Origin of the sequence: Streptomyces sp. NPDC056361, from assembly GCF_042262805.1 — a bacterium.
Classification (GTDB): domain Bacteria; phylum Actinomycetota; class Actinomycetes; order Streptomycetales; family Streptomycetaceae; genus Streptomyces.
The window spans coordinates 1-21586 of record NZ_JBHJQI010000088.1 but is presented as its reverse complement, the minus strand read 5'-3'; the positions used below and the strand labels follow the sequence as shown (position 1 = coordinate 21586).

At 72.8% G+C, this 21586-nt stretch carries 22 protein-coding genes; 10 read left to right on the top strand and 12 right to left on the bottom strand.

From position 1 onward, the window contains the following. Positions 1-91 precede the first annotated feature (91 nt). From ACFCY7_RS25830 to ACFCY7_RS25820, 3 genes are all read right to left on the bottom strand, one after another. The gene (locus ACFCY7_RS25830) at positions 92-760 is read right to left on the bottom strand and encodes a DUF5063 domain-containing protein (RefSeq protein ID WP_376488432.1); all 669 of its coding nucleotides are present in this window, start codon (positions 758-760) and stop codon (positions 92-94) included. A gap of 35 nt (positions 761-795) precedes the next feature. Continuing rightward, on the bottom strand, positions 796-1395 hold the full coding sequence (gene recR, locus ACFCY7_RS25825; RefSeq protein WP_033202382.1) for a recombination mediator RecR: 600 nt from the start codon (positions 1393-1395) through the stop codon (positions 796-798). 69 nt (positions 1396-1464) lie between these two features. Next, entirely contained in the window at positions 1465-1800 is a 336-nt protein-coding gene (locus ACFCY7_RS25820) for a YbaB/EbfC family nucleoid-associated protein (RefSeq protein WP_376488431.1), read from the bottom strand. Between the two features lie 290 nt (positions 1801-2090). Between ACFCY7_RS25820 and ACFCY7_RS25815 the strand changes: the two genes are divergently transcribed. Then, positions 2091-2795 (top strand): SLATT domain-containing protein, encoded by a 705-nt coding sequence (locus tag ACFCY7_RS25815; protein ID WP_376488445.1) that lies wholly within the window; start codon positions 2091-2093, stop codon positions 2793-2795. Positions 2796-2839: 44 nt separating this feature from the next. Here ACFCY7_RS25815 and ACFCY7_RS25810 read toward each other — a convergent pair whose 3' ends face one another. The 3 genes from ACFCY7_RS25810 to ACFCY7_RS25800 all read right to left on the bottom strand — a co-directional run bounded on the left by ACFCY7_RS25810 (position 2840) and on the right by ACFCY7_RS25800 (position 5775). Then, positions 2840-3490, bottom strand: a complete 651-nt coding sequence (locus ACFCY7_RS25810) for a hypothetical protein (RefSeq protein ID WP_367823366.1) — start codon at positions 3488-3490, stop codon at positions 2840-2842. A 125-nt stretch (positions 3491-3615) separates the two neighbouring features. After that, complete coding sequence (locus ACFCY7_RS25805) at positions 3616-4341, bottom strand: GntR family transcriptional regulator (protein WP_376488430.1); 726 nt, start codon at positions 4339-4341, stop codon at positions 3616-3618. A gap of 69 nt (positions 4342-4410) precedes the next feature. Then, positions 4411-5775 (bottom strand): aspartate aminotransferase family protein, encoded by a 1365-nt coding sequence (locus ACFCY7_RS25800; RefSeq protein WP_376488429.1) that lies wholly within the window; start codon positions 5773-5775, stop codon positions 4411-4413. Between the two features lie 144 nt (positions 5776-5919). On the opposite strand from ACFCY7_RS25800, the gene ACFCY7_RS25795 reads away from it, so the two are divergent. From ACFCY7_RS25795 to ACFCY7_RS25785, 3 genes are all read left to right on the top strand, one after another. Next, complete coding sequence (locus ACFCY7_RS25795; protein ID WP_376488428.1) at positions 5920-6525, top strand: DJ-1/PfpI family protein; 606 nt, start codon at positions 5920-5922, stop codon at positions 6523-6525. Then, positions 6522-7016, top strand: coding sequence for a MarR family winged helix-turn-helix transcriptional regulator (locus ACFCY7_RS25790; RefSeq protein ID WP_376488427.1), 495 nt, complete (start codon positions 6522-6524; stop codon positions 7014-7016). Before ACFCY7_RS25795 ends, ACFCY7_RS25790 begins: the two co-directional genes overlap by 4 nt. 194 nt (positions 7017-7210) lie before the next feature. Continuing rightward, positions 7211-8119, top strand: coding sequence for a hypothetical protein (locus ACFCY7_RS25785; RefSeq protein WP_376488426.1), 909 nt, complete (start codon positions 7211-7213; stop codon positions 8117-8119). Between the two features lie 128 nt (positions 8120-8247). Here the strand turns inward: ACFCY7_RS25785 and ACFCY7_RS25780 are convergent, their stop codons facing one another. Further along, on the bottom strand, positions 8248-9171 hold the full coding sequence (locus ACFCY7_RS25780) for a glycoside hydrolase family 19 protein (RefSeq protein ID WP_376488425.1): 924 nt from the start codon (positions 9169-9171) through the stop codon (positions 8248-8250). Positions 9172-9412: 241 nt separating this feature from the next. Between ACFCY7_RS25780 and ACFCY7_RS25775 the strand changes: the two genes are divergently transcribed. After that, the gene (locus ACFCY7_RS25775) at positions 9413-10501 is read left to right on the top strand and encodes a MerR family transcriptional regulator (protein WP_376488424.1); all 1089 of its coding nucleotides are present in this window, start codon (positions 9413-9415) and stop codon (positions 10499-10501) included. A gap of 51 nt (positions 10502-10552) precedes the next feature. Here the strand turns inward: ACFCY7_RS25775 and ACFCY7_RS25770 are convergent, their stop codons facing one another. Further along, a complete protein-coding gene (locus ACFCY7_RS25770) occupies positions 10553-10993 on the bottom strand; it encodes a MarR family winged helix-turn-helix transcriptional regulator (RefSeq protein WP_376488423.1) in 441 nt (146 codons plus the stop codon). 110 nt (positions 10994-11103) lie between these two features. Between ACFCY7_RS25770 and ACFCY7_RS25765 the strand changes: the two genes are divergently transcribed. Then, a complete protein-coding gene (locus tag ACFCY7_RS25765; RefSeq protein ID WP_376488444.1) occupies positions 11104-11973 on the top strand; it encodes a haloalkane dehalogenase in 870 nt (289 codons plus the stop codon). 203 nt (positions 11974-12176) lie between these two features. On the opposite strand, the gene ACFCY7_RS25760 is transcribed toward ACFCY7_RS25765, so the two are convergent. Beyond that, on the bottom strand, positions 12177-13118 hold the full coding sequence (locus ACFCY7_RS25760; protein ID WP_376488422.1) for an NADP-dependent oxidoreductase: 942 nt from the start codon (positions 13116-13118) through the stop codon (positions 12177-12179). 157 nt (positions 13119-13275) lie between these two features. On the opposite strand from ACFCY7_RS25760, the gene ACFCY7_RS25755 reads away from it, so the two are divergent. Beyond that, positions 13276-14814 (top strand): PstS family phosphate ABC transporter substrate-binding protein, encoded by a 1539-nt coding sequence (locus ACFCY7_RS25755; RefSeq protein WP_376488421.1) that lies wholly within the window; start codon positions 13276-13278, stop codon positions 14812-14814. A gap of 59 nt (positions 14815-14873) precedes the next feature. Beyond that, positions 14874-16775 carry a serine/threonine-protein kinase gene (locus ACFCY7_RS25750; RefSeq protein ID WP_376488420.1) on the top strand — a complete coding sequence of 634 codons (1902 nt, stop codon included), beginning with the start codon at positions 14874-14876 and terminating at the stop codon, positions 16773-16775. Between the two features lie 32 nt (positions 16776-16807). On the opposite strand, the gene ACFCY7_RS25745 is transcribed toward ACFCY7_RS25750, so the two are convergent. The 3 genes from ACFCY7_RS25745 to ACFCY7_RS25735 all read right to left on the bottom strand — a co-directional run bounded on the left by ACFCY7_RS25745 (position 16808) and on the right by ACFCY7_RS25735 (position 18803). After that, positions 16808-17155 carry a hypothetical protein gene (locus ACFCY7_RS25745; protein ID WP_376488419.1) on the bottom strand — a complete coding sequence of 116 codons (348 nt, stop codon included), beginning with the start codon at positions 17153-17155 and terminating at the stop codon, positions 16808-16810. After that, positions 17152-17820, bottom strand: a complete 669-nt coding sequence (locus tag ACFCY7_RS25740) for a DUF6232 family protein (protein WP_376488418.1) — start codon at positions 17818-17820, stop codon at positions 17152-17154. Before ACFCY7_RS25740 ends, ACFCY7_RS25745 begins: the two co-directional genes overlap by 4 nt. A gap of 74 nt (positions 17821-17894) precedes the next feature. Next, positions 17895-18803: a LysR substrate-binding domain-containing protein gene (locus tag ACFCY7_RS25735; protein ID WP_376488417.1), complete on the bottom strand. Its 909-nt coding sequence runs from the start codon at positions 18801-18803 to the stop codon at positions 17895-17897. 106 nt (positions 18804-18909) lie between these two features. On the opposite strand from ACFCY7_RS25735, the gene ACFCY7_RS25730 reads away from it, so the two are divergent. Beyond that, the gene (locus ACFCY7_RS25730; RefSeq protein WP_376488416.1) at positions 18910-19737 is read left to right on the top strand and encodes an oxidoreductase; all 828 of its coding nucleotides are present in this window, start codon (positions 18910-18912) and stop codon (positions 19735-19737) included. A gap of 40 nt (positions 19738-19777) precedes the next feature. Next, positions 19778-21586, top strand: coding sequence for a serine/threonine-protein kinase (locus tag ACFCY7_RS25725; protein WP_376488415.1), 1809 nt, complete (start codon positions 19778-19780; stop codon positions 21584-21586).

Below are 21586 nucleotides of genomic sequence, written 5' to 3'. Positions count from 1 at the left end.
CGCAGCCGGCGCTGCGATCGGCTCAGTCTATCGAGCGACCCGGAAACGCCGACCGTATATCACATCCTGAGATGCGGCGCTCAGTAAGTGATCATCCCTTGATGGAGCGGCCCCGCAGGCCCAGGGGGGCCGCGATCTCTTCGAGCATGACGCGGCCGGCCTCTTCGGCGAGGTCGTCCTCGGCGAGGTCCTCGTCGGTGTCGAGGCCGTCGAGCTCGGCGAGGGGCTGGTCGAGGCGGACGTGCGCGACGAGGGACTGGAGGGCGCGGAGGGTGGCCGAGGCGGTGGGGCCCCAGTTGGAGAAGTAGGAGAACTGCCACCACCAGAGGGCCTCGGTGGTGCGGCCCGCGCGGTAGTGGGCGAGGCCGTGGCGGAGGTCGGTGACGATGTCGGCGAGGTTGTCGGAGATCCGGGCCGGGACGGGGGCCTTGCGCGGCTCGTAGGGGTCGAAGACCTCGGAGAAGACGTCGACCGGGTCGAGCATCACCGCGAACCGTTCACGCAGCTCGTCGACGTCCGGCTCGGGTCCCGTGTCGGGCTCGTAGCGCTCGTCGGGGACGATGTCCTCGTGGGCGCCGAGCCGGCCGCCCGTGAGGAGCAGCTGGGAGATCTCCAGGAGCAGGAAGGGCACGGCGCTGTCCGGCTCGTCGCCCTTGGCGACCTCGGTGGTCGCGACGATGAAGCTCTCGATCGAGTCGGAGATCTGGACCGCGAAGTCGTCGGGGTCCTGCGTGACGGAGTGCAGTGTGGCGTCAGACATCGAGCAGCCTCCCTGAGAGCGCACCGGCCCTGTCGTCATACATCTAGCAGCCTCCGTCCCTCGAAGGCACGGCCGAGGGTCACCTCGTCGGCGTACTCCAGGTCGCCGCCGACCGGGAGCCCGCTCGCGAGCCGGGTCACCTTCAGCCCCATGGGCTTGATCATCCGCGCCAGGTACGTCGCGGTGGCCTCGCCCTCCAGGTTCGGGTCGGTCGCGAGGATCAGCTCGGTGACGGCGCCGTCCGCGAGCCGCGCGAGGAGCTCGCGGATGCGCAGGTCGTCCGGGCCGACGCCCTCGATCGGGCTGATCGCGCCGCCGAGGACGTGGTACCGCCCGCGGAACTCGCGGGTCCGCTCGATCGCCACGACGTCCTTGGGCTCCTCGACCACGCAGATGACGGTGAGGTCGCGCCGCGGGTCCCGGCAGATGTTGCACTGCTCCTGCTGCGCCACGTTGCCGCAGACCGCGCAGAACCTGACCTTCTCCTTGACCTCCAGGAGCGCGTGCGCGAGCCGCCGGACGTCCGTGGGCTCGGCCTGGAGGACGTGGAAGGCGATCCGCTGCGCGCTCTTGGGACCGACGCCGGGCAGCCTGCCCAGCTCGTCGATGAGGTCCTGAACCACGCCTTCGTACAACGGAACGCCCTCCTCGGGAGTGCTTGATTCTTACGGTAGTGGCTGGAAGTGCTCGTTAGAAGAGCAGGCTCAGAAGCCCAGGCCCGGCATGCCGCCCATGCCCTGCGCCAGCGGGCCGAGCTTGGCCTGCTGGAGCTGCTGCGCGTTGTCGTTCGCGGCCTGGACGGCGGCCACGATCAGGTCGGCGAGGGTCTCGGTGTCCTCCGGGTCGACCGCCTTGGGGTCGATCACCAGGCCGCGCAGTTCGCCGGAGCCGGTGACGGTCGCCTTCACGAGGCCGCCGCCCGCCTGGCCGTCGACCTCGGTCGCGGCCAGCTCCTGCTGCGCCTTGGCGAGGTCCTGCTGCATCTTCTGGGCCTGCTGGAGAAGCTGCTGCATGTTGGGCTGGCCACCACCGGGAAACACGGTCACTCACTCCTGGGGTTCGTCGCGTCCGAAGTTCGGTACGTCCGTATGTGTCGGTAGGCCGAGCCTACGTGGTCCCCGCCCGCCCTGCCTCCATCACTCTTTCGGGTGAGAAACTGCGGCCTCCTCTACCTGATCAACACCCTCTTGCGGGCGGAAATCCCGGGATTCCGGGCCCGCCGCCCACCATTCGGCGGTAGGAAGGGCAGGCACCACGTGCACCGCACGTCACAGAAGGACATGAGCACTGAGCTGAACAGAGGAGTCCCCCGGTGAGCCAGCAGCCGGAGATGCAGCCGCCGGGGCCCCCCGGGGGAGACGTCCAGCGCGATCTGACCGGTACGCCGTTCCCCCTGGGCGACTGGGGCGAGCCGGCCGAACGGCTCGACGAGCTGTACCGCTGGGTGGAGTCCCAAGCCCTCCGCACGGCGGAGTGGTACCTGTCGGACCGCGTCTGGAAGCGCCGCTGCGCCCGGGCCCTGCGGGTGGGCACGGCCGTCGGGGTGATCGCGGGCGCCGCGCTGCCGCTCCTCGACCTGACCGGGGTCGCCGCGGGCACCGCCGGCTGGGGCTACCTGTCGCTGCTGCTCGGGGCCGCCTGCATGGCCTGCGACCGGTACTTCGGCCTGACGTCCGGCTGGATAAGGAACGTGGCGACGGCGCAGGCCGTGCAGCGCCGTCTCCAGGCGCTGCAGTTCGACTGGGCCTCGGAGAGCGTCCGGGAGGTCCTCGGCCCCACGGAGGGCACCGCCAGCGAGGCCGCGGAGCGATGTCTGGGGGTGCTGCGCCGCTTCTCGGAGGACGTGACGGAGCTCGTACGGGCGGAGACCGCGGACTGGATGGTCGAGTTCCGCTCGGGGCCGGCGCCGCTCGCGCTGCAGTCGGTGGGCGTGGTACCGGCGCGGGCCGAGAGCCACCACCCGGCGGGCCGTTTCCCGCTGCCGCCCGGCACCCGTCCGAACATGCCGCGCCAGCGGCCCCCGGAGGCCCGCTAGGGGCTGTCCGGGGGCGGCGCGGGGTGAGCGGCGGGCCGGTGGGCTCAGCTCAGGATGATCATCGATCCCTGGGCGAGGCTCCGGACCGCCGCCGCGTGCAGTCCCAGCCACACGTGGCGCTCCCGGGCGAAGGGGCTGCCGTCGTGCGGGACCGGGGCGGCCGGCTCCTCCAGGGAGGTCGGGCGCTCCGGCGGCAGCGGGGCCGCGGGCGGGTTCGCCGGGTCGATGCCGATCGAGGGCGCCACGAACTCGAGCTCCCGGAGCAGCCCGTACGAGGAGCCGAGGGGGCCGCCGCCCTCCAGGAGTTCGTCGGTGGTGAGCGGCGCCGGGAAGTCGACCGGCACGTACGCGCCCGCGTGGTCGTAGTGCCAGACCAGGTGGGACTGCTGGGCGGTCGCCTCGAACATCTCCAGGAGCTGTTCGTAGTCCCCGCCGAGCTCGCCGACCGGCTCGACCGGCAGCCCGCACACCTGGAGGAGGTACGCGCGGCGCAGGAAGTGTAGGGCCTCGTAGTCGAAGCCCGCGACGGGGGCGACGTCCCCGGAGAGCCCCGGCATGTACGCGTAGACGGGCACGGTGGGCAGACCGGAGGCGCTGAGCACCGAGTCGAAGACGGCTATCTCTTCGGCGAAGGGGTTGTCGGGGCTGTGGCACAGCACGTCGACGAGGGGGACCAGCCACAGGTCACAGGCCAAGGGAGGCTCGCTCTCCGTCGGTTGCAGGGACGGCCAGGGTAGTCGGCGCGGCCGACGACGCCCACCCGCTGAGGAACTGCCCCCGGAGGCCGGGCCTCAACCCGACCTTTCGGTCCGATGGCGTTTCAGCGGGCGCGCTGCTCCAGGCGGTCCGCCCATTCCAGCGAGTGGGCGTTGTAGTCCCGTACGACCGCGACGGCCGCTTCGGCGTCGCCGCGCGTGATGGCGTCGACGAGTTCCACGTGTCCGCCCCACAGCCAGCCGAGGAGGTCGCGCTCGGAGCGCAGGTAGGGCACGGAGAAGACCCAGGCCTGCACGCGCAGTCTGTGCAGGAAGTCGGCGATGTAGGCGTTGGCGGCGACCAGGCGGCCGAGTTCGCGCCAGTAGCGGATGTCGTAGCCGATGAGGATGTCGAGGTCCCCGGCGCGGGCGGCGCGGGCGGCGGCCTCGCCCCTGCGCCGCACGGAGACGAGCGCGACGCCGATGCCCTGGTCGGGCACGGCGAGCCCGGGCGGGGCGGCCTGCGGCGGGAGCGGCGCGAGGAGGGGCGCGTGGCGGCGGAAGATGCCGTCGACGACGAGCATCCGGGCCTCGACCATGCCCCGGTAGTCGTCGACCGAGTACTGGTGGACGCGGAAGCCGCGGTGCTGGTCGGAGTCGAGGAGCCCCTGTGCGCAGAGGTCGACGAGCGCTTCCCGTACGGGCGTCGCCGACACGCCGTACTGCTCGGCGATCTGTTTGACGGTGAATTCCTCGCCGGGCTGGAGACGGCCCGCGAGCACCTCGTCACGCAGCGCGTCCGCGATCTGCTGTCGCAAGGTGTTGCGGGTGACAGCTCCGCTCAAGGGCATGGGTCGGCCCCCTCCGTCCGGCTTCGGGACACCCTAGTCCAAACGGAGGAAACCTCCCCGGTACTGCGGCTACACGGTGTGCTCGTCGGCCACCGACAGGGCCGCGTCCAGCGCCGCCAGGCCTTCCTTGACCTCCGCCTCGGAGGCGTTGCAGGCGGGAACGGCGTGGGTGCGGTTCATGTTCACGAAGGGCCACAGGCCCTGCTTCTTGGCCGCGGCGCCGAAGGCGGCCATCGGCGCGTTGGCCTCGCCGGCCGCGTTGTACGGGACGAGCGGCTCGCGCGTCTCGCGGTTCTTGACCAGGTCGAGCGCCCAGAAGACGCCCATGCCGCGGACCTCGCCGACCGACGGGTGGCGCTCGGCGAGCGCGCGCAGGCCGGGGCCGAGGACGGTCTCGCCGATGCGGGCGGCGTTCTCCACGACCTTCTCGTCCTCCATCACGTTGATGGTGGCGACGGCGGCGGCGCAGGCCAGCGGGTGACCGGAGTAGGTCAGTCCGCCCGGGTAGGGCCGCTTGTCGAAGGTGGCGGCGATCTCGGCGTTGATGGCGACGCCGCCGAGGGGCACGTAGCCGGAGTTCACGCCCTTGGCGAAGGTCATCAGGTCGGGCACGACGTCGAAGTGCTCGGCGGCGAACCACTTGCCGGTGCGGCCGAAGCCGGCCATGACCTCGTCGAGGACGAAGACGATGCCGTACTTGTCGCAGATCTCGCGGACGCCGGCGAGGTAGCCGGGCGGCGGGGTCATGATGCCGGCGGTGCCGGGCACGGTCTCCAGGATGATCGCGGCGATGGTCGCCGGGCCCTCGAAGGCGATGGTGTCCTCGAGGTGCTGGAGGGCGCGGGCGCACTCCTCCGCCTCGGTGGTGGCGTAGAAGGGCGAGCGGTAGAGGAACGGCGCCCAGAAGCGCACGACGCCGGCGGAGCCGTTGTCGGAGGCCCAGCGGCGCGGGTCACCGGTCAGGTTGATCGCGGTGGAGGTGGCGCCGTGGTACGAGCGGTAGGCGGAGAGCACCTTCGTGCGGCCGGTGTGCAGCCGGGCCATGCGGACGGCGTTCTCGACGGCCTCGGCGCCGCCGTTGGTGAAGAAGATCTTGTCCAGGTCGCCCGGGGTGCGCTCGGCGATGAGGCGTGCGGCCTCGGAGCGGACGTCCACGGCGAAGGCGGGCGCGAAGGTCGCGAGCTTCCCGGCCTGCTCCTGGATCGCGGCGACCACCTTGGGGTGCTGGTAGCCGATGTTCGTGTAGACGAGGCCGCTGGTGAAGTCCAGGTAGCGGTTTCCTTCGTAGTCCCAGAAGTACGAACCCTCGGCGCCGGCGACGGCGAGCGGGTCGATCAGGCCCTGGGCGGACCAGGAGTGGAACACGTGCGCGCGGTCGGCGGCCTTGACGGCCGCGCCGGCCTGGGGATCGGGTTCGACGACATGAGGGGTCATGGGGTCGAGGGTAAGGAAGCGCAGGTGGGGTGGGCCATGACCATCTTGTCCACCGAGACCGGGACGGACGCGACACGTTGCTCCTTCCCTGTTTCCCACCCCCTCCTCATTGACAGCATACTGTCGAAATGACAGTCTTCTGTCATGGGAACCGAGACTGACACCAGGACCGTCCACCTCGCCGTCTACGACACCCTCGCCGACTGGGAGACGGGCCACGCCACGGCCTGGCTCGCCCGCGCCGGCTACACGATCAGGACCGTCGGCCCGGTCGCCGGTGAGCCCGTCACCACCATCGCCGGCATCCGGATCGTCCCCGACCTCGCGCTCGCCGACCTCGACCCCGAGGACAGCGCCCTGCTGATCCTCCCGGGCGCCGAGAAGTACGACGAGGGCGACGACCTCGTCCCGTTCCCCGCCAAGGCCCGCGCCTTCCTCGACGCCGGCGTCCCGGTCGCCGCGATCTGCGGCGCCACCGCCGGCCTGGCCAAGGAGGGCCTCCTCGACGACCGCCCCCACACGAGCGCGGTCTCCTTCTACCTCGACGCCACCGGCTACAAGGGCGGCGAGCACTACGTCGACACGGACGCCGTGACGGCCGGGGACCTGATCACCGCGGGCCCGACGGAGCCGGTCGCGTTCGCCCGCGAGATCTTCGCCCGGCTCGGCGCGTACGAAGGCAAGCGGGACGCCTGGTACCGCCTCTTCCACGACTCGGACCCGGCCGCCTTCCACGAGCTGAACTCGTGAGCCGGGCGCAGCAGGACGCCCTCTCCCGTACGGCCCTGGGCGTCTTCCGGCTCAACGGACAGTTCCTCGCGGTGTCGGAGCGGCTGGCCGAACCGGCCGGCCTCACCGCCGCCTGGTGGCAGGTCCTCGGCGCCGTGCTCCGCGAGCCGCTCCCGGTCGCCGGGATCGCCCGCGCCATGGGCATCACCCGCCAGAGCGTCCAGCGCGTCGCCGATCTCCTCGTACGGGAGGGCCTGGCCGCCTACGAGCCGAACCCCGCCCACCGCAGGGCCAAGCTCCTCACCCCGACGGAAGCCGGGCACGCCGCCGTCCGCCGCATCGACCCCGGCCACGCCGAACTGGCCGCCGAACTCCTGCGGGAGCTGGGCGGCCAGGACGCCTTCGACGAGACCGTCCGGGTCCTCGAACGGCTCTCGGCCGCCCTGGAGGCCGTCAACGCCCGCCACGAGGGCCGGGGGGCCGACGCGGAGCCACCGGACCCGCGAGGGTGAAGGCGGGGCGCGCGACGGGAGCGGGGGGCCGGGGCGGGTCGACCTCTGCGGGTGAACGCGGGGCGGGGCGGCCTCGGGGCGGGGCGGCCTCGGGTGAACGCGGGGCGGGGCGGCCTCGGGGCGGGGCGGCCTCGGGTGAACGCGAGCCGACCCGCCCCTGGGTGATCCGCGGCGCGTGTGCCACGCTGCGCGCCATGGACACGCCAGGGCGTAGCGCCGCCACCACGACCACCGGCTGGGGCATGGTCCTCAGCGGGGCGGCCGCCGTCGTCGCCACCGTCTGCGAGGCCTCCCCGTACCCGCCGCTCGTACCCGAGTTGGCCCTCGCCGGGCTGTCGGCGCTGTTCGCGGCGGGCTGGGTGGTCGCCTCGTACCGGGCGGACGCCCGTGACCGCGAGCGCGAACGCGACCCGCTGAGCAAGCCGTACCGCGAGACCGGGCGGCCGAACCGGGCCCTGCCGTACCTCATCGCCTTCGGCATCCCCGTCGCCGCCTTCGCCGCCTTCCTGACGGCCTTCACGGTCAGCCCCGACTACGGCCGCGAGACCGAGCGCCTGGAGCGCGCCGGATACGACGAGTACGAGGTCTCCGTCGTCCGCCTCGCCGGCGACCCCGAGTTCCACGAGGGCGACCAGGACCGGGACCCGTACTACCTCACCGACCTCACCCTCCGGATCCCGTACGAGGCCGGCCCCCGCGAGGTCACCGTGCGCGGCATGTACACCCGCTACAAGGCCCCCCGGCCCGGCACGAAGGTCGACGTCTGGTTCGCGCCCCGCGACCCCGCCACGCCCGTGGTCGAGGACGGCAGGCGCACCTCGACCCGCTGGTTCCTCGTCTTCTTCATGGGCATCTGGATCTGGCCCCTGCTCCTGGTCGCGGGCAGCACCATCAAGGGCATGTCCGACACGGACGACGTCCACCGGCTGCGCCGATTCGACGCCGGCACCCACCTGCCCGCCCTCGCCATCCTGCTGACCGGCCTCGTCCTGCTCCTGCCGATGGCCGTGGGGTTCGAGGTGGCGGGCTTCGACCGGCTGCCCGCCCTCCTCGCCACCCTCGCCCCGCCCCTCGCCCTCACCTGGGTGGTCAAGCGGTACTGAACAGCGCGGTCACCGTGCTGCGGAGCAGCAGCGGATGCACGAACCGGCCCGACCCCACGATCGACGGCGGGTCCACGATCGTCGTGGAGCCCGCCGCCCGGACCGCGTTTCCTGCCTGGCAGGACTGACTAGCAGGACAGGTTCGCGCCCGCGGGCACGCCCAGGATCTGGGTGAACTGCTGGTACTTGGTGACCCGGCTCTGGACCTGGGCCGGGTTGCCGCCGTTGCACTCGAGGCTGCCGTTGATCGCCCAGATGGTCTGGCCGAAGCCGGCGCCGTTGACCATGGCGTTGTGGGCGGTCATGGTGCCGGGGCCGTTCTGGGTGTTCCAGTACCAGAGGCCGGTCTGCATGGCGACGGCCGGATCCTGCTCGACGCGCCAGGGGTTGTTGAGGAGGTCGATGCCGAGGGCGTCGCCGGCGGCCTTGTAGTTGAAGTTCCAGGAGAGCTGGATGGGGCCGCGGCCGTAGTAGGCGGCCTGACCGGCGGGGCAACCGTAGGACTGGGTCGCGTCGCAGTAGTGGGGGTAGTTGGCGGTGTTCTGCTCGACGATGTGGACGAGGCCGCCGGTCTCGTGGGAGACGTTGGCGAGGAAGGCCGCGGCCTCCTGCTTCTTCACCGTGTCGCTGCCGGTGTTGGCGAAGGCCGGGTAGGACTTGAGGGCGTCGGTGAGGCCCTTGTAGGTGTAGAAGGAGTTCCGGTTCGGGAACATCTGGTTGAACTGGGCCTCGGAGACGACGAATCCGGAGCTCGGCGGCGGGGTCGTGGGCGGGGTGGTGGGCGGAGTGGTGCCGCCGCCGCCGCAGACGCCCTGGTCGGCCCAGACGCCCCACTCGCCGGTCGTACCGGGAGTCTCGTTCTGGGTCCACCACTTGGCCGACCAGTTGTGGCCGTTGTGCGAGACCGTCATCCCGCCCGTGTAGACGCTGGAGGAGTTCCAGGCGGCCGCGCAGGCGGCGGCCGCGCCGGCGGAGGCGGCGGGGAGGAGGAGGACGGCGAGTCCGACGGCCGTACAGAGCGCGGCGATCGCGGTGACCAACTTGCGCAGCATGCGTGCTTCCTTCCGGGTGGGGTCCGGGCGGATTCCGCGCGGATTCCGGCCGCGGATTCCGGGTGGGAGAGCACAGCGAAGCGCTATTGGTCTGGACCTGTCAAGGTCTAGACCAGAAGTTGTGACAGTGGGAATTCCGTTTGCCCCGAAGGCTCGTGATTGACCTTCACCTTGGGGGAAGCCACAGCATCGACAGGACCGGGCGATCCGCCCGGGACGAGAAGGACGAGGAGGGGCGAGCATGGGAATGCTGACCATCGGGGCGTTCGCGAAGGCGTCCCGGCTGTCGCCGAAGGCACTGCGCCTGTACGACGAACTCGGCCTGCTGCCCCCCGCTCGCGTCGACGCGGTCACCGGCTACCGCCTCTACGCACCGGAGCAACTGGACCGGGCCCGGCTGGTCGCCTGGCTCCGGCGCCTGGGGATGCCCCTGGCCCGCATCCAACGGGTCTGCGCACTGGACGCGGACCCGGCGGCCCAGGAGATCCGGACGTTCTGGGCACAGGTCGAGGCCGACACCGCCGCACGGCGGGACCTCGCCACCTTCCTCGTCGACCACCTGTCACGGAAGGAATCCGCCATGCCCCCGACCGCCCCCCTGGAGATCCGCTACGCCGCCCTGTCCGACAGGGGCCTCGTCCGCGAAAGCAACCAGGACACCGCCTACGCCGGTGCAGGCCTGCTCGCCGTCGCCGACGGCTACGGCAGCCAAGGAGCCCCCGCGAGTGCCGCCGCCGTCGACGTGTTCAAGCGCCTCGAAACCGACGGCATCCCCGCGGGGAGCCTCCTCGACGTCCTCGAAGACGCCGTCGAGGAAGCCCGCCGGGCCGTCCACGGCGTCGCCGGAACCTCCGTCGGGACCGGATCTCCGGACGACGGAGTCGGCACGACGCTCACCGCGATGCTCTGGACCGGGTCACAGCTCGCCCTCGTCCACATCGGCGACTCCCGCGTCTACCTGCTGCGCGAAGGGGAGCTGCACCGGATCACCCACGACCACACCCTCGTGCAGTCGATGGTCGACGACGGACGCCTCGACCCGGAGGAGGCCGCCTCCCACCCGCAGCGGTCCCTGCTGGTCCGCGCCCTGGGCCCGGGAGCCGACGTCACCCCCGACCTGCGCCTCCACGACCCCCGGCCCGGAGACCGGTACCTGCTCTGCTCCGACGGCCTGTCGGCCGTCGCGCCGACCGGGGAGATCCACCGGATCCTCTCCGGGGTCGCCGAGCCCGAGCGGGCGGTGCGCGCCCTCGTCGCCCTCGCCAACGACTCCGGCGGCCCCGACAACGTCAGTTGCGTGGTCGCGGACGTGGTGGAGGTCCGGGGGTAGGGGTACGGCGACGGCGGCGGGCAGGGGCGGGCAGGGGCTCCGGGGGGAGTGTCAGCGGTCCAGGAGGCGCTCCAAGAGGCTGGCGAGCAGCGCGCGTTCGGCGACGGTGAGCGGGCCCATCAGCTCGTCCTGGGCTTCGGCGAGGACCTTGTCGAGGCGTTCGAGGTGCTTGCGGCCGCGCGCCGTGAGGGTGATGACGTTGCGTCGGCGGTCGGCCGGGTCGGGAGTGCGCTCGACGTGGCCCTGGTCGACGAGTTCGTTGATGACCGAGACCAGGTCGCTGCGGTAGATGCCCGTGCGGCGGCTGAGGTCGGCCTGGCTGGCGGCGCCGTTCTCGTCGAGCGAGACGAGGGCCGCGTAGTGCCACTTGCGGGCGTCCTCGGCGGCGAGGCCTGCGCTGACGAGGCGGTCGGCCTGCGCGGCGGTGAGGGCGAGGAGGCGGCTGGGGAGGGCGCGGAGGCGCTCCGGGGTCTCGGGCGAGTGCTCGGTCATGTCGCGCAGATTACCCGTTGCGTTAGTGCCCCGAACGGTATAACTTCATTAGTGGCACGAACGTTAGTGCCGTGAATGTTATCGACATGAACGCAAGGGGAGTGAACGCCATGCCCGTGATCGACGTCCTCGACTCGACGATGTTCCACGAGTCCCGCGAAGGGACCGGCACTCCCTTCGTCTTCCTGCACGGCAACCCGACCTCGTCCCACCTCTGGCGCCACGTCCTGCCCGCCGTCGGCGGCGGGCGGCGGCTGCTCGCGCCTGACCTGATCGGGATGGGGCGCTCGGGGAAGCCGGACATCGCCTTCGACTACGCGGACCAGGCGCGGTACCTGGACGCCTGGATCGAGGCCATGGGGCTCGACGAGGTCGTGCTCGTCGGGATCGACTGGGGCGGTTCGCTCGCCTTCGACTGGGCCGCCCGGCACCCCGAGCGGGTGCGCGGGGTCGCCTTCATGGAGACGATCGTGCGTCCGATGGGCTGGGACGAGTTCCCCGAGAAGGCGCGGGAGCGCTGGGAGGCCTTCCGCACGCCCGGGGTCGGCGAGCGGATGGTCCTGGAGGAGAACACCTTCGTCGAGGACTCCTTCGCCCACACCGTGCTCTCGGGGCTCCCCCAGGCCGACCACGACGTCTACCGCGCGCCGTACCCGACACCGGAGTCCCGCCGGCCCCTGCTGGAATGGGCGCGGGCGATGCCGCTGGGCGGGGACCCGAAGGAGGTCGTCACCCGCGTCGAGGCGTACGGAGACTGGCTCGCGTCCTCCCCGGACGTCCCCAAGCTCCTGCTGACCTTCTCCGGCTCGCCGACCCTCATGATCGACCCCGCTACGGCGACCTGGTGCGCCGAGCACATATCCGCCCTGACCACGACCCCCTGCGGCCCGGCGGGCCACCAGGCCCCGGAGGACCAGCCCCAGGCGATAGCGGCCGCACTCACCGCCTGGGCGGACGCGGAGGGCCTGACCTCGGCCTGATCCGCCTCACCGCGGCCTGATCCGCCTCGCTGCGGCCTGATCCGCCTGACCGCGGCCTGACGCGCCTTGCGATGGGCACGGGCAACGCAGGGCCTGGCCACGGCCTGATGCGCCTGACCGCGGCCCGACCGCGCCTGACCCGCCCGTCGGCGGGCACGGGCAGCGCCGGCCCAGGCTGGACCGGCGCCTCGGGTCGTCGCGGGTCAGATCATCAGGATGATGCGGCCGGGGCGGTGGCCCGCCTCGGCTCGGCGGTGGGCCTCGGCGGCCTCTGCCAGGGGGAGGACGTCGGCCACCCGGGTGATCAGTTCGCCGTCCGCGACCTTCTGGAGGCTCTCGCGCAGCGCGACGGCGTCGGGGGTGGCGCGGATGGTCTCGACGCGGATGTCGCGCTCGGCGGTCGGGACGCGGTCGGGGGCGAGGGCGAGGAAGACGCCGCCGTCCTTGAGGACGGGGAGGAGGGCGTCGCCGACGAGCGCGCCGTCGAAGACGGCGTCCACCCGGTCCGGGTCGCCGGCGAGCACCTTGGCGACCACGTCCTCGGGGGCGCCGCGGGTGACGACGTGGTCCGCGCCGAGGACCCGCAGTTCGCTCTCGTCGCCCTCGTGGGCGACGGCCACCACCCGCATTCCGGCGGCGTGGGCGTACTGGATGGCCAGCCGGCCGACGACCGCGCTGCCACCGGTCACGAGCAGCGTCGCCCCCGCGGGGAGGGCGATCCGGCCGAGGCCCTGCTGGGCGGTGGCCGCTGCCAGCGGAAGGGAGGCGGCCACGGTGAACTCCAGGTCGTCCGGCATCGGGGCGATCCAGTCCGGGGCGACCCGGAGGACCTCGGTGTAGGTGCCCTCGCCGGTCAGTTCCTGGTACCAGGGCACGAAGCCGGCCACCCGGGTCCCCGCGGCCATGCCGGGCACGGGATCGAGCAGCTTGCCCGCGAAGTCCGTGCCGAGGATGAAGGGAGGCTTGAGCGCGCCGACGGCGTCGGCGTACCGGCCTGCGCGGATCCGAAGGTCCGCCTGGTTCACACCGGCCGCCTTCATGCTTACCCGCACCCGGCCGGGGACGTCCCCGGCCTCCGGTTCGGGCCGGCGGGCCATTCTGAGGACCTCGGGTCCGCCGTAGGCGATCACTTCGACGACACGCATCGGGTACTCCTCAGACGGAAGGCCCCCTCGTGGCCATTACACCCACGCTCACCACCCCCGGCAACCCCTGCCCGTCCACCTGAACGAACGGAGAAGTCCGTGTGTCGGCCCGCTACACCACCCCCGCCTTCGCACAGGCGTCCGTACCGTCCCGGCCATGGAGTGGATAACCGCGGAGAACGTGATCGCCCTGGGGACGGCGCTCCTCGGAGTCCTGGTCTCGGTCGGCGTCGTCTGGCTCGACCGCTTCTCGCCGCAGCGCAAGCGGCTCGGCTACCGCGTCCAGCTCAACACCCCGCTCCACCGGGAGGAGAACCAGGACAGCGAGGTCATGACCGTCCGGGAGGGCGAGGTGGTGGGGATGGCCGCACCCGCCAACGGGTCCACGCTCGTCCTCCTCCGCATCGAGAACGACCGGGATCTCGACATCAGCTCCGACGACTACGGCGCCTCCACCGACCCCCACGGGCTGCGGATCACCTTCGGCGACCGGACCGTGCAGGGCGTCGTCGCCACCGTCCCGGCCGGCTGGGTGTCCATCCGGGAGGACCTGGAGCGCGCCCCCAGACTGGGCCGGAACGACAGCGCGGTCCTCGTCCCCAAGGTGGCGCTCGAACGGGGCCAGTACTTCAAGCTGCTCGTCCAGCTCTCCGGCGGGGTGGCCGACCGGGACATCAAGGTCGACGGCAGCCTCCACGGCGGCGCGATCCGGCGGAACAGGAGCACCACCCCCGACGACAAGGCCGCCCGTTTCAGCCCCACGGCCCGGACCGTCACCGTCGTCCTCACCGCCTGCGTGGTCGCCCTCGCCGCGATCATCGTCCGGGAGCAGACCCCGCCGCCGGTCGGCTGCGCCCGGGGCACCCTGACCGTCACCGGGTCGACGGCCTTCGCGCCGGCCGTCCGGGAGGTCGCGGCGAAGTACGAGCGGGACTGCGAGGGCTCGACGGTGATCGTGGACGTGCACGGTTCGACCGCCGGGATACGGGAGCTGGCCGCCGCGGGGGCGAAGAAGGACAAGGGTGCGCCGGCCGTCGTCGCCCTGTCGGACGGGCGCAAGCCGGGCGGCTACCCGGCGCTGCGGGAGAGCATGATCGCCGTCTCCCTCTTCACCCTCGTCCTGAACGACGGGATACCCGTCGACGACCTCACCCAGGAGCAGATCCGCGGGCTCTACCGGGGGGAGATCACCAACTGGAACCAGATCGTCCCCGGGCTCGACCGGCCGGTGCTGCTCGTCAGCCGGGACGCCAACTCCGGTACCCGGCAGGTGTTCCAGCGCCGGGTCCTGAACCGCAACGAGCCGGCGAACTCCTCCCAGGACTGCGTGACGCGCGACGACCCCGAAGCGAAGGTGATCCGCTGCGAGCTCGACTCCACCGAGCAGGTCCTGTCCACGGTGGCCGCGCTCCCCGGGGCCGTCGGCTACGCCGAACTCCGCGCGAGCGACGGCCGGAAGGGCCTCCACAAGGTGGCCGTGGACGGGCGCCGGCCCGTGGTGGACGAGATCGGCACGTCCGGGTACCCGTACCGGGAGATCGAGTACGCCTACACCTGGGGCCGACCGCCGGCCGACTCCCTGACCGCCAGTTTCCTGACCTATCTGGGCCGGGGCAGCGGCCAGGACGTCGTCCTCGCCCACGGCCACCTGCCCTGCGCCACCCCGAAGGGGCTGCGGGTCTGCGGAGAGGGGTGACGGGCCCCCGCAGGATCTTCACGGGACGGGTGACGCCCTGTCTGGCATGCTCTTTCGACGTGGAGCCATTGAACGCGGAAGACCCGGTCGGCATCGGCCCGTTCCGACTGATCGGCCGCCTCGGGGTCGGAGGGATGGGCCGGGTGTTCCTGGCGCGTTCGGCCGGCGGGCGGACGGTCGCGGTGAAGGTGGTGCACGCGCAGCTCGCCGCCCAGGAGGAGTTCCGGCTCCGGTTCGCGCGCGAGGTCGCCGCCCTGGAGCGGGTCGGCGGCACGGGCACGGCGCCCGTCCTCGGCTCGGACACCTCCGCCGAGGCACCGTGGGTGGCCATCGGCTACGTACCGGGGCCGTCGCTGCGGACGGTGGTGGGCGACGAGTTCGGCCCGCTGCCGCCCACGACCGTGCGGTCCCTGGCCTCGGGCCTCGCCCGCGCCCTCGTCCACATCCACGCCGCCGGACTCGTCCACCGGGACCTCAAGCCGTCCAACGTGCTGCTGACCGTCGACGGGCCCCAGGTCATCGACTTCGGCATCGCCCGCGCCGTCGACACCGTCTCCGAGGGCGGCGGCCTGACCAGCACCGGGGCCGTCGTCGGGTCGCCCGGCTTCATGTCGCCCGAGCAGGTGCGCGGCGACCGCCTCACGCCCGCCTCGGACGTCTTCTGCCTCGGCTCGGTCCTCGTCTACGCGGCGACCGGCCGGGCCCCCTTCGGGACGGCCGACAGCGGCGTCCACGCCACCATGTTCCGCATCGCCCACGACGAGCCCGACCTGACCGGCGTGGCGCCCGAACTCACCGGGCTGATCAAGGCCTGCCTCGCCAAGGACCCGGCGGCCCGGCCGTCCGCCGCCGAGATCGCCGAGACCGTCCAGGTCGCCGACCCGTGGCTCCCGGCGGACGTCCTCGCCCCCATCGGCCGCCACGCCGCCCGGCTCCTGGAGGCGGAGGCGGAGAGCGGAGCCCTCGCGGCGACCGGCACCGGGAGCACCGCCCTCCCCGCCGGCGACCCGACGCCTCCCACTCCCCTGCCGTCCACCGCCGCCCCGGCCCCCCGGGCCGCCGCCCGGCGCCCGCGCCGCACCGCCCTGGTCGCCGGCCTCGCGGCCCTCGCCGTGGCGGCCGCGGCCACCGTCGCGTACACCTACCGGCCCGACCCGGACACCGGCCGCGACGAGCAGAAGAACCGGGCCGCCGGCGAGACGGGCGACGTCTCCGCCCGGCCCGCCGGGATCGTCCCCGGCGCCTTCCTCGGCGCCTGGGAGGGCATCCTCCAGGGCTCGCCCGAGTCCCCCCGGGAGACCGCCCGGATCGAGATCACCCAGGGCGCGGCGGGCTCCAAGAGCGCGGTCTACGTCCAGGTCACCGAGAACCGGCTGTGCATGGGCCGCTCCCGGCTCGTCTCGGCCGACGAGGACAAGGTCGTCTACGGCGAGTCCGACGTGACCACCAGCGTGCCCGCCGCCCGCTGCACCCCGGCCGCCCACCAGACCCTCACCCTGCGCTCCCCCGACGTCCTGGAATGGGCCTCGGGCGCCGCGAAGGCCACCTTCCGCAAGGCCCCCAGCGGCCCCGCCGTCGTCCCGGCCCGCTTCCTCGGCCACTGGTCGCGCATCCCCGCGCCGGAGGTGTACGGCAAGGACGACGACCGCTTCACCTCGGAGGTCACGATCACCCAGGGCCCGGTCGGCGCCCCCGTGATCAGCGTCATCGACGGCTATCCGCGCACCATCGACGGCGTCATCACCACCGAGGACTGGTCCTGCGGCACCACGGCCGTCCTCGCGGGCGTCGGCGACATGCTGATCCTCGGCCCCAGCACCCGCGACACGACCGCCTGGGACCGCGAGTGCCAGGAGGGCCTCTCCCGGTTCCTGGTCGTCGACAAGCTGAACGGCAAGGACCGGCTCCTCGCCTACCCGATGCTGGACGGCGAACCGAACGAGTACCACCGGTCCTCCTGACCCCTCGGGAGGACCGCGGGTCCCGGTACCGCTCAGCCGCCGAGCATCGACAGGATCTGGTGGATCAGGGCGAGCGCGGGCGCACCGGCCGTCCCCACGGACTCGAGGATCCCGCCGACCCGCTCCAGGGCGGTCCGCCGCACCGCCGGGTCCGCGGAGCCGCCGATCTCCGCCTCCGCCGCCTCCACCGTCCGGGCCGCGAGGGGCCGCAGTTGCCCGCGCAGCTCCTGGAGCAGCGGCAGCAGCTCCTGGACGGCCCGCTCCAGTTCGGCGCCGGCGGCGGGCCCGCCGGTCACGACCGTCCGCTTGTCGATGCCGACGCTGTGCGTGGTGTTCTCCATCCGCACCACGTCGCCGTAGTAGTGGTCCCCGCCCGTCACTTCGCCACCCCCGTGTTGCCGCTGCCGCCGTACATGTTCACGGCGTCCCCGAAGAAGTAGTTGCCGTAGTTGGTGATCGCGAGCGTCCCCACCGCGACCTGGAGTTCGGCGTCCGGCTTGTCGATCGCCTCGGCGATCAAGTGCACGAGCCCGTTCAGGTAGGCCCGCTTGCCGGTCACCAGGGCCGTGGACCGGCCGTTCGTCTCGATGGCGAGGACGTCGTGCGGCGGGGCGAAGACCACCGAGCACATGTCGCCGATGAAGTAGATCAGCAGGACCGCGACGAGGAACAGCGCGACCCCGAGGAAGCCGGCGTCGCCGCCGTCCGAGCTGTACGAGTCCCACGAACTCGACGTCGAGTCCTCGAAGTACATCAGGATCAGGAACACGGCGAGGGTGGCCCCGCCCCGCTTCAGGAACCGGGCGAAGGCCTCGGCCCGGCGGGGCCGCAGCACGAAGGTGTAGACCCGGACGATGTTCTCCAGCGGGTAGGCGCCCCCGTGCACCCAGAGCAGCCGCTTGCTGATGACGAGCCCGTTCCGCGGCGGCGGCCCGGACGGCGGAGGCGAGTGCGCCGGCCTGGGCACCGGCGTGTGCGTGGGCTTCGGCGGCGGCGTTTCGTTCGCCTGCGTCGGCTTCGGCGGCGGCGTTTCGTTCGTGTCCATGCATCCCCCCGAGGTGGAGCCGCTACGGCGTGCCCCTCATTACGCAGCCGAACCACCCGTCCCACAAGGCGAGTTCAAGCCTCCCGGGAGACGACTTCGGCCGTCGCGCGGGCGTAGTCGTGGACCAGGGGGCGGGGGTCGGCGGCACGCCAGGCCAGTGCGAAACGGCTCGGAGCGACCCCCCGGACCGGGCGGGTGACGACACCGCCCCTGGTGAGCAGCGGCGCGTTCCCCGCCGCGACCAGGCAGATCCCGAGACCGCCGACCAGCGCCTCATAGGTCTCGTCCGCGGTGGCGATCTCCGCGCCCACGACCGGAGCGCGCCCGCCCCGCGCCTCCACCGCGAGCCAGTGGTCGCGGAGTTCGGGCCCCGTGCCCGGAAGGGCGAGGAAGGGCTCGTCGAGGAGCTCGGCGAAGTCCAGGACGTCACGGTCGGCCAGCGGATGGGACTCCGGAAGCGCGACGAGCCGGGGCTCCGTGGCCACGACCACCCAGCGGAAGCGGTCCGCGCCCGCCAGCGGAAGCCAGACGAACGCCACGTCGCTGCTCCCGTCGACGAGTCCCGCCGTCGGGTCCTCCCACCCCACCTGCCGCAGCCTCAGCCGGGCCTCCGGACGGACCCCCGTGAACCGGGACCGGATCGCCGGCAGCAGCCCGCCCCGCCCCGGGCTGGTGCTCATCCCGACGACCAGGGTGCACTCCGAGGCCTCCCGGGCCCGCCGCACCGCCCCGTGCCCCTCCTCCCAGGCGTCGAGCACGGCACGGGCGTGCGGCAGCAGGGCCGTACCCACGGAGGTCAAGGACACGCCCCGCCCGCCGCGGTCGAAGAGGGGGGCACCGAGCTGCCGCTCCAGCGCCCGGATCTGCTTGCTGAGCGCGGGCTGCGAGACGTACAGCCGCTCGGCCGCCCGGGTGAAGTGCAGCTCCTCGGCGACCGCGAGGAAGTAGCGCAGATCCCGCCCGTGGACGTCCGTGATCGTCATGCCCCTGGGTTATCACGCAGGATCTTGGACGAACAACATCCCTCTGTCCCAACCTTGTTGGGACACCGAACTGCCATCGGGCAGCACCCACGAGGGAGAGCACAGCATGAGCAAGGTCTGGCTGATCACCGGCGCCAACAGCGGCTTCGGACGCGCCTTCGCCGAGGCCGCCATCGCCGCCGGCGACGTCGTGGTCGCCGCCGCCCGCCGCACCGAGACCCTCGACGGACTGGTCGCCGCGCACCCCGACCAGGTGGACGCCGTCGCCCTGGACGTGACCGACACGGCGGCGGTCGACCGGGTCGTCGCGCACACCGTCGAGCGCCACGGCCGCGTCGACGTCCTCGTCAACAACGCGGGCCGCACCCACGTCGGCTCCGTCGAGGAGACGGGCGACGCCGAACTGCGCTCCCTCTTCGACGTCCACGTCTTCGGCCCCGCCGCCCTCACCCGCGCCGTCCTGCCCCACATGCGGGCCCGCCGCTCCGGCGCGATCGTGCAGATCAGCAGCGTCGGCGGCCAGATGTCGATGGCCGGGTTCGGCGCCTACAGCGCCACCAAGTTCGCCCTCGAAGGCATGTCGGAGGCGCTCGCCGCCGAGGTCGGCCCGCTCGGCGTCAAGGTCCTCATCGTCGAGCCCGGCGCCTTCCGCACCGGCCTCTTCGGCAACCACAGCGTCAGCGGCGACACCATCGCCGACTACGCCGACACCGTCGGCGGCACCCGCGCCTTCGTCGAGACCGGCGGCGGCACCCAGGCCGGCGACCCCGCGAAGGCCGCGGCCGCCGTCCTCGCCGCGCTGAACGCCGACGAGACCCCGCTGCGCCTCGCCCTCGGCGACGACTCCATCGACACCATCTACGCCCACCTGGACCAGGTCCGGTCCGACCTCACGGCGTGGGAGAAGGTCGGCCGCGACACCAAGCTCTCCTGACGCAGAGCTCTCCTGACACCAGGTGTGCAAGGATCCGCCGGTGGACCAACTCCGTGCGGAAGACCCGGCGTTCATAGGCCCCTACCGCCTCGTCGGCCGGCTCGGCGCGGGCGGCATGGGCATCGTCTACCGCGCCGAGGCACCCGACGGACAGGCCGTGGCGGTCAAGCTCGTCCGGGCCGAGGCGGCGGCGGACGAGGAGTTCCGCCGCCGCTTCGCCCGCGAGGTGCGGGCGGCGCGGCTGGTCGGCGACGCGTGGACCGCGCGGGTCCTCGACGCCGACACCGAAGCCGAAGTTCCCTGGGTCGCCACCGAGTACGTCCCCGGGCCCTCGCTGCGCGCCGCCGTCGAGGGCCGGCTCGGCCCCCTCCCGGCCGCCTCCGTCCTCGTCCTCGCCCACCGCCTCGCCCTCGCGCTCCGCGCCATCCACGGGGCGGGGCTCATCCACCGCGACCTCAAGCCGTCCAACATCCTGCTCACCGTCGGCGGCCCCCGGGTCATCGACTTCGGCATCGCCCGCCGGGCCGTCCTCTCCTCCGAGAGCGACCTCACGCGCACCGGGGTCCTCATCGGCTCCCCCGAGTTCATGTCCCCCGAGCAGGTCCGCGGCGACGACGTCACCCCCGCCGGCGACGTCTTCTCCCTCGGCGCCGTCCTCGCCTACGCCTCCACCGGCCGCGCCCCCTTCAGCACCGGCGACCCCGGCGTCCACGGCCTCCTCTTCCGCGTCGCCTACGAGGACCCGGACGTGGCGGGCGTCCCCGAGACCGTCGCCGAACTCGTCCACGACTGCCTCCGCAAGGACCCCGCGGACCGCCCCACCGTCGACGCCCTCGTCTCCCGCACCCGCAAGGCCCTCGGCGGCGCCTGGCTCCCCCCGGAACTCCTCGCCCGCCTGGACGAGGACGCGGCGGACTTCCTGCGCGCGACGCCCGCTCCCGTACCGCGCCCGCGCCCCCGCCCGCGCGACCGGACCCGCCTGGTGGAGCCCGTCCTCACGGCACCGGACCCGACCCGGCCCGTACGCGTCCGACCACCGGTGCGGCGGACGACCGTCCGGGACTCCCTCCGGCGGCCGACGGGGCTCCTCGTGGCCGCGGCGGTCGCCGCCTACACCTTCTTCACGGGTGCCCCGCCGTTCCTGCGGGCGTCCGACGGGACGCGGGAGGCGGCGCCGTTCGCCGGGGTGTGGCACGTGGACCTGACCGGGTCCATCGCCCCGTTCGCCATGCGGCTCGACGTCACGAACTCCACCGAGGTGGGATGGCGTTCGGGAACCTATGTGGCCGCCACGGACACCAGTGTCTGCCAGGGAGAGATGGCCCTGGCCGGCCGTACGCACGCGGAGATGGTCCTCGCGGACTTCCGGGTGGTGCGCAGCACCCCCGACGGCCTCACGGCGAAGGAGTGCGGGCTCCCGGCGGAGTTCACCATGGTCCAGGGAACCGAGGAGTTCGACGCCTCATGGCGCCGGGGCGGCGCCCACATCATGATGGCGCGGGTGGACGAACCCTCGGCCGAGATACCGCAGGCGTTCCTGAATATCTGGAGTTCGGGAAACGGCCTCGTGGTCGCCATCCGGCGTGGGGTCGTGGGCGACCCCGTCGTCAGGACCGTCACCACGCAGGCCGACCGGCACTGCGAGTCCACGTCCGCGCTTCTGCTAGTCGACGGACAGCGCCTGGTCACCGCGCCGGCGGTGACCGACCGAACGGCCTCGGACGCCGGGTGCCGGGCGGACGCCATCGCCTGGAACTACGTCCTCGACTGGGACTCCTCGCGACCGCCCCGCCTCACCCTCGAGTCGCCCGCCACGACTTCCGTCCGGCGTCTGCGCCTCGTGCAATAG

Excerpts from the sequence above, each read along its gene's own strand:
- ACFCY7_RS25830 (WP_376488432.1), bottom strand. The coding sequence starts at position 760 with ATGTCTGACGCCACACTGCACTCCGTCACGCAGGACCCCGACGACTTC.
- ACFCY7_RS25815 (WP_376488445.1), top strand. The coding sequence starts at position 2,091 with ATGCAGCCGCCGGGGCCCCCCGGGGGAGACGTCCAGCGCGATCTGACC.
- ACFCY7_RS25805 (WP_376488430.1), bottom strand. The coding sequence starts at position 4,341 with ATGCCCTTGAGCGGAGCTGTCACCCGCAACACCTTGCGACAGCAGATC.
- ACFCY7_RS25800 (WP_376488429.1), bottom strand. The coding sequence starts at position 5,775 with ATGACCCCTCATGTCGTCGAACCCGATCCCCAGGCCGGCGCGGCCGTC.
- ACFCY7_RS25795 (WP_376488428.1), top strand. The coding sequence starts at position 5,920 with ATGGGAACCGAGACTGACACCAGGACCGTCCACCTCGCCGTCTACGAC.
- ACFCY7_RS25785 (WP_376488426.1), top strand. The coding sequence starts at position 7,211 with ATGGACACGCCAGGGCGTAGCGCCGCCACCACGACCACCGGCTGGGGC.
- ACFCY7_RS25780 (WP_376488425.1), bottom strand. The coding sequence starts at position 9,171 with ATGCTGCGCAAGTTGGTCACCGCGATCGCCGCGCTCTGTACGGCCGTC.
- ACFCY7_RS25775 (WP_376488424.1), top strand. The coding sequence starts at position 9,413 with ATGGGAATGCTGACCATCGGGGCGTTCGCGAAGGCGTCCCGGCTGTCG.
- ACFCY7_RS25770 (WP_376488423.1), bottom strand. The coding sequence starts at position 10,993 with ATGACCGAGCACTCGCCCGAGACCCCGGAGCGCCTCCGCGCCCTCCCC.
- ACFCY7_RS25765 (WP_376488444.1), top strand. The coding sequence starts at position 11,104 with ATGCCCGTGATCGACGTCCTCGACTCGACGATGTTCCACGAGTCCCGC.
- ACFCY7_RS25760 (WP_376488422.1), bottom strand. The coding sequence starts at position 13,118 with ATGCGTGTCGTCGAAGTGATCGCCTACGGCGGACCCGAGGTCCTCAGA.
- ACFCY7_RS25755 (WP_376488421.1), top strand. The coding sequence starts at position 13,276 with ATGGAGTGGATAACCGCGGAGAACGTGATCGCCCTGGGGACGGCGCTC.
- ACFCY7_RS25740 (WP_376488418.1), bottom strand. The coding sequence starts at position 17,820 with ATGGACACGAACGAAACGCCGCCGCCGAAGCCGACGCAGGCGAACGAA.
- ACFCY7_RS25735 (WP_376488417.1), bottom strand. The coding sequence starts at position 18,803 with ATGACGATCACGGACGTCCACGGGCGGGATCTGCGCTACTTCCTCGCG.
- ACFCY7_RS25730 (WP_376488416.1), top strand. The coding sequence starts at position 18,910 with ATGAGCAAGGTCTGGCTGATCACCGGCGCCAACAGCGGCTTCGGACGC.